Here is a 13912-nt window from a genome sequence, read left to right on the forward strand (position 1 = left end):
TTGTGCCCGATTTTCTGCAATATCGTTTTTTTATACATATGCGGCAAGCTTTGCCGCAGACTATGACAAAGTTGTAATATTTCCGCAGACAACGAGGCGTTTCATTCGCACTCCCACATCTCCCGTTCAGATGCGGGAACAGCCTCCCCGTTACCTGCTTTACCTGTGAATGTGCACTTTTTGTTCTATTTTCAGCCCGTTTCTTTTGCCTTTCAGGGTAGAATCATTACATTGGGCCACATGACCATCGGACATGACGACATTCCCTTCTTTGACGAGGAGCCGGAGCATCTGGCGCCGCGCCGTTCTGCGCCGGATGCAGGCAGCATCGGCGGCGGCATTGCGGCCCGTGCCATGGCGGCGCGCGACAGCCACCGCCGGCCGGACTATCTCGCAGGCCTCAATCCGGAACAGACGGAAGCGGTGGAGACGCTCGACGGGCCTGTTCTGGTGCTTGCCGGCGCCGGAACCGGCAAGACGCGTGTGCTGACGACCCGCATCGCCCATATCCTCTCCACCAACCGCGCCTTCCCCAGCCAGATCCTCGCCGTCACCTTCACCAACAAGGCGGCGCGCGAAATGAAGGAACGCGTCGCCCTGCTCGTCGGCGGCGCTGTCGAGGGCATGCCCTGGCTCGGCACCTTCCACTCGATCGGCGTCAAGCTTCTGCGCCGCCATGCAGAGCTGGTCGGCCTCTCTTCCAGCTTCACCATTCTCGATACCGACGACGTCATCCGCCTGATCAAGCAGCTGATCCAGGCAGAGGGCCTGGACGACAAGCGCTGGCCGGCCAAGCAATTCGCCGGCATGATCGACACGTGGAAGAACAAGGGTCTTGGCCCCGCCGAGATTCCCGAGGGCGATGCCCGCGCCTTTGCCAATGGCAAGGGCCGCGAACTCTATGCCGCTTACCAGAACCGCCTGAAGACGCTGAACGCCTGCGACTTCGGCGACCTTTTGCTGCATCCGATCAATATGTTCCGGCAGAATCCGGACATATTGAAGGACTACCACCAGCGCTTTCGCTACATCCTTGTCGACGAGTATCAGGACACCAACACGGCGCAATATATGTGGCTGCGACTCCTAGCCCAACGGCCGAAGGGCGAGCTGCAGAATGTCTGCTGCGTCGGCGACGACGACCAGTCGATTTATGGCTGGCGCGGCGCGGAGGTGGACAATATCCTGCGCTTCGAAAAGGATTTTCCCGGCGCCAAGGTGATCAAGCTCGAGCGCAACTACCGCTCCACCGAGCACATCCTCGGTGCCGCCGCGCATCTGATCGCCCATAATGAGGGCCGGCTCGGCAAGACGCTGTTCACCGACCGTTCCGACCCTGACGACATCAAGGTGCAGGTGCACGCCTCCTGGGATTCCGAGGAGGAAGCCCGCGCCATCGGCGAGGAGATCGAGCAGCTTCAGCGCAACAAACACAAGCTGAACGACATGGCGATCCTGGTGCGCGCCTCCTTCCAGATGCGCGAATTCGAAGACCGTTTCGTCACGCTCGGCCTGAACTACCGCGTCGTCGGTGGCCCTCGCTTCTACGAGCGCCTCGAAATCCGCGACGCCATGGCCTATTTCCGCCTGGTCTGCCAGCCGGCCGACGATCTCGCCTTCGAGCGCATCGTCAACACCCCAAAGCGCGGCCTCGGCGATACCACGGTGCGCGCGCTGCATGATTACGCCCGCGTGCGCGATATTCCAATGCTGGCGGCAGCGGCCGACATCATCGAGACCGACGAGATGAAGCCAAAGGCGCGCAAGGCGCTGTTCGACGTCGTGCAATCCTTCCGCCGCTGGCAGGGCCTGCTCGAAAATACGCCGCACACTGAACTTGCCGAGCAGATCCTTGAGGAGTCCGGCTATACGGACATGTGGAAGAACGACAAATCGGCGGAAGCGCCCGGACGGCTTGAAAACCTGAAGGAACTCATCCGCTCGATGGACAGCTTCGAATCCATGCGCGGCTTCCTCGAACACGTCGCCCTCGTCATGGACGTCGAGCAGAACGAAAACCTCGATGCCGTCTCGATCATGACGCTGCACTCCGCCAAGGGCCTGGAATTCGACACCGTCTTCCTGCCCGGCTGGGAGGAAGGCCTTTTCCCTCATCAGCGCTCGCTCGACGAGAGCGGCCGCGCCGGCCTGGAGGAAGAACGCCGCCTCGCTTATGTCGGCCTCACCCGCGCCAAACACCGCTGCCACATCTGGTTCGTCTCCAACCGCCGCATCCACGGCCTATGGCAATCGACCATCCCGTCCCGCTTTCTCGACGAATTGCCGGTCACCCATGTCGAAGTCGCCGAAGTCGAGCAATCCTACGGCGGGTACGGCCGCGGCGGCTATGGCCAGTCGCGTTTCGACAAAGCCGAGCCTTTCGCCAATTCCTATTCCACCCCTGGCTGGAAACGCGCCCAGGCCAACAAGACCGACGCGACCCGCGACAACTGGGGCAGCCGCTCCGGCCACGCCGTCGAACGTATCGGCTACGGCGAAAGCGGCCCGAAAGTGCGCACGATCGACGGCGAGCTGGTGGCCAAGTCCACCTCCTCCGAACCCTCCAAATTTGCCATCGGCGACCGCGTCTTCCACATCAAGTTCGGCAATGGCAATGTGTCGGAGATCGAAGGCAACAAGCTGACGATCGAATTCGACCGCGCCGGGCAGAAACGTGTGCTGGATGGGTTTGTGGAGCGGGTTTGATTACCTAGATCATCCGGTTTGGGACCAGAGGGCGCACACGAATGCGAAGGCCTACGCCAATATAAAGCGAGGCCTTGGACTCACTGTAGGGCTCCTCATCTCCCCACCCTCCGTCATCCTCGAGCTTGACCCGAGGATCCACGCAAAGCATTCCGACCGGACGCATTGTGCCCACTAGAACCACGGGCGCGTCACACACCCGGATTCGCATGGAAGTATGGTTGCACGCGGCTCGTCTGGTATGAAGATCACGCAGACATCGTTTCAGCCATAAAGCGGGAAAAGTCTCTGAAACACTGGCATCGCCAATGGAAGATCGAGCTGATTGAGAAAATGAACCCCGATTGGCGCGCCCTATATTATGAATTGTGGTAGACGCTCAATCAGCCGCCCGCCCCCAACATCCCAGCCCTGCAAAATCCGCATCGCTAGCAAGCTACCAATCCAGTCCTAATCGATTATATCGACTTTGGCGGCTTCGGGATTCCGCGTTTCCCGCGGTATCTCGGCAAGCCGCTGCCAGCCTGCATCTCGGCCCGTTCGGGCTCTCGCCCGGGCCGATCATCGAAGCCTGGCAAAAACAAAAACCGAGGATAAAAAAGTGGCTGGCTCAGCAACAAGCTCTGCGCCCACCAGCGCCCGTGCATCCGCACACCAAGGCCAGGGCAGTTATCAATTCGCGCTTATCGCACTCACCTCACTCTTTTTCATGTGGGGCTTCATCACCTGCCTGAACGACATTCTGGTCCCGCACCTGAAGAGCGTCTTTCAGCTCAATTACACCCAGTCGATGCTGATCCAGTTCTGCTTCTTCGGCGCGTATTTCATCGTATCGCTGCCGGCCGGAGCGCTTGTGAAGCGCATCACCTACAAGTGGGGGATCGTCGCCGGCCTCGCTATTGCCGCCGTCGGCTGCGCGTTGTTCATTCCTGCCGCCAGCTATCGCGTCTATACCCTCTTCCTCGGCGCCCTCTTCGTGCTTGCCACCGGCATCACGATCCTGCAGGTCGCCGCCAACCCCTATGTCACCGTATTGGGACCTCCCGATACCGCCGCAAGCCGGCTGAACCTGACGCAGGCATTCAATTCGCTCGGCACAACGATTGCACCGCTCTTCGGCGCCATGCTGATCCTGTCAGCCGCAACCGTTGCCGCAACCAACGCCACACCGGAACAGATCGACGCCATGCGCCTTGCCGAGGCGGGTGCGGTGAAATTCCCCTATCTACTGCTTGCGGTGGCTTTCCTGGTGCTTGCCGCCATCTTTGCGGCGCTGAAGCTGCCCGAAGTCGAAGACGAGGAGACGGTCGAACCGATGCGCGGCGGCGGCTCGGCCTGGCAGTATCGCCATCTCGTGCTCGGCGCTGTCGGCATCTTCCTCTATGTCGGCGCCGAAGTCAGCGTCGGCAGCTTCCTCGTCAACTTCCTGAGCCAGCCTGACATCGCTCATCTCTCCGAGGCCGATGCCGCGCATTATGTCTCCTATTTCTGGGGCGGCGCCATGATCGGCCGCTTCGTCGGCTCGCTGATCATGCGCCATATAGACGACGGCAAGGCGCTTGCCTTCAATGCCGCTGCGGTCATCATCCTGCTCCTGGTCACCGTGCTCACGACCGGCCATGTCGCCATGTGGTCGGTGCTGGCAATCGGCCTGTTCAACTCCATCATGTTCCCGACGATCTTCAGCCTGGCGCTGCACGGTCTCGGCAAATATACGAGCCAGGGCTCCGGCATTCTGTGCCTGGCCATCGTCGGCGGCGCCATCCTGCCGATGATCCAGGGCGGACTTGCAGACACCATCGGCATCCATCTCGCCTTCCTGATGCCGATCATCTGCTACGTCTATATCGCCTTCTACGGCCTGAAGGGCCACAAGCCCGCGTAAACCTTTGCAAACCATTGCGCCTCGTCCGGTCCGCTGGCGGGGCGCAAAAGGCTTGATCCGAATCCCGTCGCTTGGCATCGTGCAGTGCAACAGAGACGGAAGGACAGGCCTCATGAAAGCACTGCTGCTCATCGACATCCAGAACGGCTTCTGCCCCGGCGGCAATCTTCCGGTGCCCGATGGCGATCAGGTGGTGCCTGTTGCCAACGCGCTCATCGATAGCGGCAGATACGACCTGGTTGTGGCATCGCAGGACTGGCATCCAGCCGGTCACGGCAGCTTTGCCTCGGCCCATCCCGGCAAGAAGCCTTTCGAAATGGGCATGCTCTCTGGCAAGCCGCAGATGATGTGGCCAGACCATTGCGTCCAGAATACCGAAGACGCCATGTTCCACCCCGATCTCAACGCCGACGGTATCGACTTCGTCCAGCAGAAGGGCCAGAATCCGGCCGTCGACAGCTATTCCGCCTTTCGCGACAACGATCAAGCGGCGCTCACCGGCCTTGCCGCACGTCTGCGCTCCGAAGGGGTGACTGAGCTCGATCTCTGCGGGCTGGCGACGGATTATTGCGTGAAGTTCTCAGCGCTCGACGCGGTCGAGATGCTGCCGGGTGTCACCGTTCGCTTCATTGAGGATGCAAGCCGCGGTATCGATCCGGCCGGCGTCAAGGCGGCGATCGATGAAATGCGCACGCGTGGCGTCGCCATTATCGGCAGCAAGGATGCGCTTGCGTAAAATCGCGACGGCCCGGCTAAACCTTCTCTAAAGAAAATGGTGCAAGCTGTTCCCGATCAATGAGATATCGGGATTTTTCGCGTGCAATCGATCATCATCAACGGGCGTTTTCTCGGCCAGCCTCTTTCCGGCGTACAGCGCTTTGCGCGCGAACTCACGCTGGCGCTCGACCGTAGGATCTCCGCCGGCAACGTACCCGCCGTATTAAAGGGTGCAAGCTGGCGGCTGGCCGTTCCGCGGCACACCCCAGTCGATCTTGAGCTTTCCGCCATAGTGGTCGATTCCTTCGGCTCCGGCCCCGGCCATGTCTGGGAGCAGACGGCGCTGCTGGCGCGTTCGCGCGGCGGCCGGCTGATCGGCTTCGGCGGCAGCGGCCCTCTCCTACACCGCCGCCAGGCCGTCGTCATCCACGACGTAACGATCTTCCGGCACCCCAAATCCTTCAAGCGCAGCTACCGCCTGCTGCATGGCGCACTCGGCACGGTGCTAACCCGCACCGCCAAGATCGGCACGGTCTCGGAGTTCTCGCGCCAGGAGCTTGCCTCGGTCTTCCGCGTCTCGTCCGGCGGGATCGATGTCGTCTACAATGCCGTCGATCATTTCGCCGCGATCGAGCCGGATGAGACCATCGTCCAACGCCTCGGGCTGCAGGCCAACGGTTTCTTCCTGCTCGTCGGCACGATGAAGCCGAACAAGAATCTCGATTTTGCCATGCGCGCTTTCGAGACGCTCGGCGACGAAAGCCAGAAGCTCGTGGTTGTCGGCGGCACTGCGCCGACCGTGTTCAAATCGGATGGTCCGCAGTCGAGCGATCGCCTGCTCTTTCCGGGGCGGCTCAGCGATGCAGAGATCGCCGCGCTGCAGCGTCATGCCACCGCCTTTGTCTTTCCGAGCCTCTATGAAGGCTTCGGCATCCCGCCTCTCGAGGCCATGACGCAGGGCTGCCCGGTGCTCGCGGCCGATATTCCCGCCGTGCGTGAAGCCTCCGGCGACGCCGCGCTTTATTTCGATCCAACCAGACAGGCCGAGCTTATCACCGGCATGCGAAGGATCGCCGAGGACAGCGCCCTGCGAGAGAACCTGCGTCGACGCGGCCGAGAAAACGTCGCCCGCTTCTCCTGGGACCGCAGCGCCGATCGTGTACTCTCGATGCTGGAAGATCTTTGAGCGCGAAGAGCATTCCGGACGGAAAACCGCTACGCACTTTTCCTGGAAATGCTCTAGGACCGGGTTTTCGGCCGGAACATCGTAACGAAATAGCTGTAGAGCCCGAGCAGGCAGAAGAGCGCACCACCGATCACGCCGGCCGAGACCGATATCCAGAGCGAATAGGTGAAGCCCGCAGTCGCAAGCACCGGCACGGCGAGGCCGACGGCGGAGAGCAAGACCGGCTGCCAGACGAAATCGAAGGGCAGCGATATCAGCACCTTCACACCGACCGCCATCGCAATCAGCGCCCCGATCATGCCGCCGGCCATCAGGGCCGCATCGCCAAAGGACCCGAGATAGCCGCCCGCCAGCGTCCCGGCATTCAACAGCACGCAGTCGATCGCGGCGAGCAGGAAAATCGCCAGCAGCCGATGCTGCAGATGCGCCGGCGTCGGCAGCATGTTGAGTGTCAGGGCGCGGCACACCGCAAGGCCGGTCACGAAAGGCGCCGCCACGAGAAACTCGTTGCGCAGGCCGGCGGAAATGACGAATTGCCCGATGGGCTGCAACAGCGCGAAGATGCCGGCCGCCGTCATCAGAGTAAAGCCGGTCAGCAGCGAGTAGTAGTCGCCGAGCTGCTTCCTGAAAGCCGGAGTTGCGCCCTCGCGATCATAGGCGGTAACCACATCGGGATATTGAATGGCCTGCAAGGCTGAAACGATCAGCACGAAAGGCCGTTGCAGCAGATCGAACGCCAACAGCGCGCCGGCAGCCCCCCCTGCGCCCAGCACCGACGTCAGGATCGACTTCAATGCCAACGGCGCCAGAATGCCGATAACCGATGCACTGGCCGCGACGCTGCCATAGACGAAGTGCTTGCGGACCAGCGGCGGCTCGAAATGCGCCGCCTCGCGCAGGCTGTTGCGCGTGAGGAACCCAGCCCAGATACCGTAGGCGACATAGCCGGCCAGCAAGCCGGCGACCGTGCAGGTGAAATTCGGCGCAACGGCCGCACCGGCCAGCGTACCGACCGCAAGAATAGTGGCGCGCGAACCCTGGAGGCGCGAAAAGGCGCGAAACTCCTGGCGGAAGCGCAACATGGTGAGGTGCAGATCGCTGCCACCCTGGAAGATAGCGACCATGCCGCCGAACACGGCAATTTTGCCGGGAACCGAAAAGAAAATCGACGCAGATGCCGCCATCAGACAAATCGCGGCGCATACGGTGAATTCGATCGTCAGCGCGCTTCGCTCCAGGGCCTCGCTTCCGGGCGTCGACCCCGGATAGAAACGGCTGCAGGCAAAGCGGATCCATTCGAAACAGAAGATCGCCGCGAACTGGCTGATCGAGATGAAGAGCGAATAGGCAGCGTAATCAGCAGGAGCCAGCAGATGCGCGACCGCGATCAGCAGCCCGAAGGCCACCGCCGCCTGATAGAAATATGCCGCCAATGCCACGATCTTCGCCATGTGGGCAGCTAACAGCAAAAGATTGAGAAAAGCGCTAAGCTTGAGGGGAAGATTCGGAAATTGAGTGGCAAATGCCATCGATGACGACGTGACTGCAATCGCAACTTGGGGCCGCAAGCAGACATCTAGCTCGCCCCATGCTAAAGAACAGCCGTCATCACCAAAGAGCAGAGACGCCGTTTTGACGGAGCCTAAATTACTTGTAGGCGGCAACCCGCAAATACCCAAAGGCGAAGGCAATGGGCCTGTCCAGGCCTATATTGCGGCGATGCCCTGTTGGAAGCAGCGCGTGGGACGCGCCATCGACGACGTCATCGAACGCACCATTCCCGGCGCAAGAAAAGCGGTCAAATGGAACACACCGTTATATGGCGTCGAAGGCCAAGGCTGGTTCCTTGGTTTTAATTGCTACGAACGATATGTGAAAGTGACGTTCTTCCGCGGCGCATCGCTCGATCCGGTACCGCCGGGCCAGTCGAAGCAGAAGGATGTTCGCTACCTCGATATCCACGAGGATGACCTGATCGACGATACCAGTCTTTCAGACTGGATCAGGCAAGCGAGCGCATTGCCTGGTGAAAGGCTCTAGAACCGCCCTTCTCCTTCACCCTTGGCTTCGTTCCTCGATCGGATAGCTAGGTAAAGTCACAGACGATTGAACCCCGACGCCAGTGCACGGATTGCCGGCGATGCGCTCCGGAGCCATGGGGGCCGATTGGCATTGAATTGCCTTTTTGCACTGCACACGTTAGAAGAGCCGCCAAATTCAAGGGATGGAAACGGGCGGTGGGGGACAGCGCGGCCCGCGGAGGAGTGCCATTATGGAGATCGTCAATACGATAGCCGCCTTGCGCGAGCGCCTTGCCGCGCATCGCAGAGCCGGCAAGAGCGTCGGTCTGGTGCCGACCATGGGCTACCTGCATGCCGGCCATATGGAACTGGTATCGTGTGCCAGGATGGAAAACGATATCGTTGTCACCTCGATCTTCGTCAATCCGCTGCAGTTCGGCGCCAACGAGGATCTGGCGAAATATCCGCGCGATCTTGAGCGCGATAGCGCCGTGCTGCGGGACGGCGGCGTCGATTTCCTCTTCGCGCCCGGCGTGACCGACATGTATCCCCGGCCGATGGAAGCGGTGGTTGACGTGCCGAACCTCGGTGCGGAGCTGGAAGGCGCGGTTCGCCCCGGTCACTTCGCCGGTGTCGCCACTGTCGTCACCAAGCTTTTCAATATTGTCCAGCCCGATAGCGCCTATTTCGGCGAAAAGGATTATCAGCAGGTGGCGATCATCCGCCGCATGGTCGAGGATCTGGCGCAGCCGGTTCGGGTCGTGCCGGTGCCGACCGTCCGCGATGCTGACGGATTGGCATTGTCCTCCCGCAACGTCTATCTCTCGCAAGAAGAGCGTGCCGCCGCTGTCATCGTACCGAAGGCATTGGCGGAAGCCGAAAGGCTCTACGATCTCGGCGCCGACGATCCCATCGCATTTGAGGAGGCCTTGCGCGCCTTCATCGAAAAGGAGCCGCTGGCAACTGCCGAAGTCGCCGCCGTTCGTCATCCCGATACGCTGGCGGAGCTGACGAAACTGCAGGGCCAGCCCGTGCTCGTCGCCCTCTTTGTACGCATCGGCACCACCCGCTTGCTCGACAACCGCGTAATCGGCCGCAAGCAGGCCGCCAGCGAAAAGGCCGCCTGAGATGAGCACTGTCGGACAAACCAAACGCATGACGCCCGCCGCCATCGAAGCGATGAAGGGCACGCGCCCGATCGTCAGCCTGACGGCCTATACGACGCCGATCGCCCGCCTGCTCGATCCGCATTGCGACCTCCTGCTGGTCGGCGATTCCCTTGGCATGGTGCTCTACGGCATGGAGACAACGGTCGGGGTGACGCTTGACATGATGATCGCGCACGGCCAGGGCGTCATGCGCGGTGTCAAGCATGCCTGCGTCATCGTCGACCTGCCCTTCGGCTCGTATCAGGAATCGAAAGAACAGGCCTTTCGCAATGCCGCACGAATCCTCAAAGAGACCGGCTGCGATGGCGTGAAGCTGGAAGGCGGTGAGGAAATGGCTGATACGATCGCTTTCCTCACGGCCCGCGGAGTCCCCGTCTTCGGGCATGTCGGGCTGATGCCACAGCAGGTGAACGCCACGGGCGGCTACCGCTCGCTCGGCCGCTCTGACAAGGAAGCCGACAAGATCCGGCGCGACGCCAAGGCGGTCGCCGATGCCGGCGCCTTCGCCGTCGTCGTCGAGGGCACGATCGAGCCGCTTGCCCGCGAGATCACCGCCTCGATCGGCATCCCCACCATCGGCATCGGCGCATCCCCCGCCTGCGACGGCCAGATCCTGGTCTCCGACGACATGCTCGGCCTCTTCAACGATTTCAAGCCGCGCTTCGTGAAGCATTTCGCGGAGCTGGCACCCGTCATTTCAAAGGCGGCGGAAACCTATGCGGAAGAAGTGAAGGCGCGGACGTTTCCCGGCCCGGAGCATACCTTCCAGCCAAAAAAATAGAGCCGGGTTCAACCCTTGGCTGGCTCCTTCTCCAGCAGGTAGATCGCCTCGCCGAAATCCTCCATCTTGCTCATCAGCGCGGCATGAGCATCCCGCAGGCCCTGATTGTAGTAATGGGGGCCAATCTCGGCGGTGAAGAAATCTAGCAGGAATTCGGCGGGCAGCGTGCCGAGCGTCTGGTCGAGCTCGTCGGCGAAATAGCGCTGAAGGCGGGCGACCATGGCTGCCTTCTCTTCCTTGGCAAAAGTGATCTTCTTCATAGTCAGTGCCTCCCATTTTGCGAACAAGCCCAATAAGATGGATCAAGGAAATCAATTCACCCATCAAGTAAATTGAATTGCCGCCTCTTCGCGCGCAGCTTACAGCTCCGCCATTGAACAGCGCGCGGGAGCGGACACGCAAGGGGTGCAATCATATTTGTGATCCGCGCCCGGGGATGCAAATCCACTGTCCGGGATTACGTGCCGGGTTTTCCATGAAGGACAGAGCGGACCATGAGTCGCGCGGAATTTCTTGACGGGTTGAAGGGTGGCATCCCCGTCGGCCTTGCAGCAGCGCCCTTCGGCGCCTTGTTTGGCGCTTTGGCGCGCGATCAGGGCATGTCGCTCGGCGAATTGACCCTGATGAGCGGCACCGTTTATGCCGGTGCCAGCCAGATGGTGGGGCTGGATCTCTTCGGCCACAACGTCCAGGCTTGGCTCATAGTGCTGTCGATCCTGGCAGTGAACTTCCGCCACGTGCTCTATTCGGCGGCAATTGCCCGCTATATCAGGCATTTCTCGGCGGTCGAAAAATTCTTCACCTTCTTCCTGCTGGTCGATCCGCAATTCGCCGAGACGGTCAAGCGTCATGAAAGCGGCAAGCCCGTAACTTTCGCCTGGTATTTCGGCTTTGCGGCAATGGTTTATGTTCCCTGGGTATTGGTGAGCCTTGCCGGCGGTTCGCTCGGCAGTTTCATCGGCGATCCGAAATCCATCGGCCTTGATATCCTGCTGCCGATCTATTTCCTCGGAATCGTCATCGGCTTTCGCAAGCGCGATAACTTCCTGCCCGTCGTGGTGGCCAGCGCCGCGGCTTCGGCCCTCGCCTATCGCTATGTCGGCTCGCCCTGGCATGTCAGCATCGGAGCGCTCGCCGGCGTCGCCATCGCCGCTATTCTGCCGCCGGTGAAAGCAAATCGTAAGCCCGACCTCGTTCACGAAAACCACGAGGTCTGACCATGCTCGACTTCAATTCGCATATGGTCCTGCTGATCCTGGCTGCAGCCGTGGTGACCTTCCTGACGCGCATCGGCGGCTACATCCTCATCGTCAAGATGACCCGCATCCCGCCGCGCGTCGAGGCGGCGCTGAATGCGGTGCCCGCTGCAGTGCTGACGACCCTCGTCGCACCGGCCTTCTTCATCGGCGGCTGGGATACAAGGGTGGCACTATTCGCGGCCCTTCTGGTGGGCTTGCGCTATCCGCCGACATTCATGTTGATCGTAGGCTGGATCGTCGTGATGGCCTGGCGGCATTTCATCGGCGCTTGAAATGCCCGCAGCCGATCCCGCCCCTCACACGAGAGGCGGGATGGCATGGTCTCAATGGCTGAGTTCGAGCGTCGCGTTCTCCAGCCAGGCCCGGATATCCGCATCATGGATCAGCGGCATCAGCGCTTCACGAGTCTTGGTATGATAGTCGTTCAGCCAGTGCAGCTCTTCATGCGTCAACAGTTCCACAAGGACCAGGCTGCGGTCGATCGGGCAGAAGGTCAGCGTCTCGAAACCCAGCATCGGCATATCGCCGCCTTCGATCTCCTCCGGATCGCGAATGTAGATCAGGTTTTCGATGCGGATGCCGAAATGGCCGGGGCGGTAGTAGCCGGGCTCGTTCGAGAGAATCATGCCGGGCAACAGTTCCTGCGTCGATAGCCGCGAGATGCGCTGCGGCCCCTCATGCACCGAGAGATAGGAACCGACGCCATGGCCGGTGCCGTGGGCAAAATCGACGCCGGCTTTCCAGAGCGCGATGCGCGCCAGCGGGTCGAGATCGCAGCCGCGCGTGCCCTTCGGGAAGCGCGCCGTGCTGATCGCGATCATTCCCTTCAAAACCAGCGTGAAAAGGCGCTTCTGTTCTTCGGGGACGGTGCCGACTCCGACCGTGCGGGTAATATCGGTGGTGCCGTTGATATACTGCGCGCCTGAATCGATCAGGAACAGCTCGCCGGCCTGGATCAGCCGGTCGCTCGCCGTCGTGACGCGATAATGCATGATCGCGGCATGCTCGCCGGCGCCCGAGATCGTATCGAAGGAAATGTCCTTCAGCGGGTTCTGCATGCTTTCGCCGACACGGGCGCGGCAGGCTTCCAGCCGTTCGGCGGCAGCAATTTCCGTCACGGTGCCCGGCTTGTTGGTTTCCAGCCAGTAGAGGAATTCCACCATGGCGGCGCCGTCCTGCAGATGGGCTGCCGCGGATCCGTTGATCTCAGCGGCATTCTTGCAGGCGCGCGGCAGCTTGGCGGGATCATTCCCCTCGACGACCTCGCCACCCTCGCGGCGGATGATATCGGTGAGCGCATAGGAAGCGAGGTCCGGATCGACCAGGATGCGCCCACCATTCGCAGCCGCGAGAGCCAGCCGCTTGGCGAGGTCGAACGGCGGCAGCTGCTTGCAGATCTGCGCCAGGTAGGCCTCGGCCTCGACCTTGGTCTTGCGCTTGTCGAGGAAGAGCTCGGCCTCGGCCTCGGCATAGATGATGGCGCGTGCCAGCGGATGCGGTGTGTGCGGCACGTCGCTGCCGCGAATGTTGAAGATCCAGGCAACCGAGGACGGATCGGTGATCAAGGCCGCCTTGAGGTTCTTTTCCTTCAGACTGGCTGCGATCGTCGCCAGCTTGTCTCTCGCCAATATGCCGGCCTGGCCAATATCCTGAATGATGACGCCGCCGAGCGGTTCGTCGGGCCGGTCGCTCCAGAGCCGGTCCAGCGGATTGTGGGGCAGGAAAACCAACTTGCCGTCGATTTCGCCCAGCGCCTTCTCCAGCCGCCGCACTTCGGCGCCCGTATGCAGCCACGGATCGATGCCGAGCCGGAATCCCTTCTTTGCATTGCGCAGCAGCCAGACATGCGGCGGCTCGTTCACCAGGTCGCCGCCGGTAAAGACAGTGCGATCCACCTGCTCGGCGAGCTGCGTCACATAGCGACCGTCCACGAAAACCACGGCTTGGCTGTGTGTCACAAGCGCAACACCCGCCGACCCAGTGAAGCCTGTGAGCCATGCCAGACGCTCCGAGCAGCTGGGCACGTACTCGCCTTGATACTCATCGGCACGAGGCACGAGGAAGCCGTCAATGCCGAGATCGCCGAAGGCGTTGCGCAATCCGGCGACACGTTCGCGGCCGAATTGCGGGGTGGAGGTGACGTCGAAAGACTGAAACATGGCTTGATCCGAGACTGATGGGAATCCGT

The 13912-nt window shown here is 61.3% G+C and carries 12 protein-coding genes and 1 pseudogene; 10 read left to right on the top strand and 3 right to left on the bottom strand.

The genetic code is table 11. The features are described 5' to 3' along the window. The first annotated feature begins 240 nt into the window (after positions 1 to 240). The 5 genes and pseudogenes from FHT28_RS18110 (at position 241) to FHT28_RS36855 (ending at position 6494) form a co-directional block, all read left to right on the top strand. A complete protein-coding gene (locus FHT28_RS18110) occupies positions 241 to 2706 on the top strand; it encodes a UvrD-helicase domain-containing protein (RefSeq protein ID WP_047558046.1) in 2466 nt (821 codons plus the stop codon). A 195-nt stretch (positions 2707 to 2901) separates the two neighbouring features. Beyond that, a pseudogene (locus tag FHT28_RS36265) lies at positions 2902 to 3081 on the top strand (GIY-YIG nuclease family protein); the annotation flags it as partial. 226 nt (positions 3082 to 3307) lie between these two features. Next, a complete protein-coding gene (locus FHT28_RS18120) occupies positions 3308 to 4591 on the top strand; it encodes a sugar MFS transporter (RefSeq protein WP_168596958.1) in 1284 nt (427 codons plus the stop codon). Positions 4592 to 4703: 112 nt separating this feature from the next. Further along, positions 4704 to 5327 carry a bifunctional nicotinamidase/pyrazinamidase gene (gene pncA / locus FHT28_RS18125; protein ID WP_168596959.1) on the top strand — a complete coding sequence of 208 codons (624 nt, stop codon included), beginning with the start codon at positions 4704 to 4706 and terminating at the stop codon, positions 5325 to 5327. Positions 5328 to 5408: 81 nt separating this feature from the next. Next, positions 5409 to 6494, top strand: coding sequence for a glycosyltransferase family 1 protein (locus tag FHT28_RS36855; RefSeq protein WP_168596960.1), 1086 nt, complete (start codon positions 5409 to 5411; stop codon positions 6492 to 6494). Positions 6495 to 6547: 53 nt separating this feature from the next. On the opposite strand, the gene FHT28_RS18135 is transcribed toward FHT28_RS36855, so the two are convergent. Further along, positions 6548 to 7945, bottom strand: a complete 1398-nt coding sequence (locus FHT28_RS18135; RefSeq protein ID WP_168596961.1) for a hypothetical protein — start codon at positions 7943 to 7945, stop codon at positions 6548 to 6550. Between the two features lie 181 nt (positions 7946 to 8126). On the opposite strand from FHT28_RS18135, the gene FHT28_RS18140 reads away from it, so the two are divergent. The 3 genes from FHT28_RS18140 to panB all read left to right on the top strand — a co-directional run bounded on the left by FHT28_RS18140 (position 8127) and on the right by panB (position 10465). Next, positions 8127 to 8534 (top strand): DUF1801 domain-containing protein, encoded by a 408-nt coding sequence (locus FHT28_RS18140; protein ID WP_051964453.1) that lies wholly within the window; start codon positions 8127 to 8129, stop codon positions 8532 to 8534. A 232-nt stretch (positions 8535 to 8766) separates the two neighbouring features. Beyond that, the gene (gene panC, locus FHT28_RS18145; RefSeq protein ID WP_168596962.1) at positions 8767 to 9642 is read left to right on the top strand and encodes a pantoate--beta-alanine ligase; all 876 of its coding nucleotides are present in this window, start codon (positions 8767 to 8769) and stop codon (positions 9640 to 9642) included. Between the two features lies 1 nt (position 9643). Beyond that, complete coding sequence (panB, locus tag FHT28_RS18150; protein WP_092574141.1) at positions 9644 to 10465, top strand: 3-methyl-2-oxobutanoate hydroxymethyltransferase; 822 nt, start codon at positions 9644 to 9646, stop codon at positions 10463 to 10465. 8 nt (positions 10466 to 10473) lie between these two features. Here panB and FHT28_RS18155 read toward each other — a convergent pair whose 3' ends face one another. Next, entirely contained in the window at positions 10474 to 10725 is a 252-nt protein-coding gene (locus FHT28_RS18155; RefSeq protein WP_037202701.1) for a DUF2164 domain-containing protein, read from the bottom strand. 234 nt (positions 10726 to 10959) lie between these two features. Between FHT28_RS18155 and FHT28_RS18160 the strand changes: the two genes are divergently transcribed. Beyond that, the gene (locus FHT28_RS18160) at positions 10960 to 11682 is read left to right on the top strand and encodes an AzlC family ABC transporter permease (protein WP_168596963.1); all 723 of its coding nucleotides are present in this window, start codon (positions 10960 to 10962) and stop codon (positions 11680 to 11682) included. Positions 11683 to 11684: 2 nt separating this feature from the next. Continuing rightward, the gene (locus tag FHT28_RS18165) at positions 11685 to 11996 is read left to right on the top strand and encodes an AzlD family protein (protein ID WP_037202703.1); all 312 of its coding nucleotides are present in this window, start codon (positions 11685 to 11687) and stop codon (positions 11994 to 11996) included. 51 nt (positions 11997 to 12047) lie between these two features. Here FHT28_RS18165 and FHT28_RS18170 read toward each other — a convergent pair whose 3' ends face one another. Next, positions 12048 to 13883 (bottom strand): aminopeptidase P family protein, encoded by a 1836-nt coding sequence (locus FHT28_RS18170; RefSeq protein WP_168596964.1) that lies wholly within the window; start codon positions 13881 to 13883, stop codon positions 12048 to 12050. Between the last annotated feature and the right edge of the window lie 29 nt (positions 13884 to 13912).

The organism is Rhizobium sp. SG570, assembly GCF_012275345.1.
Taxonomy (GTDB): Bacteria; Pseudomonadota; Alphaproteobacteria; order Rhizobiales; family Rhizobiaceae; genus Rhizobium; species Rhizobium lusitanum.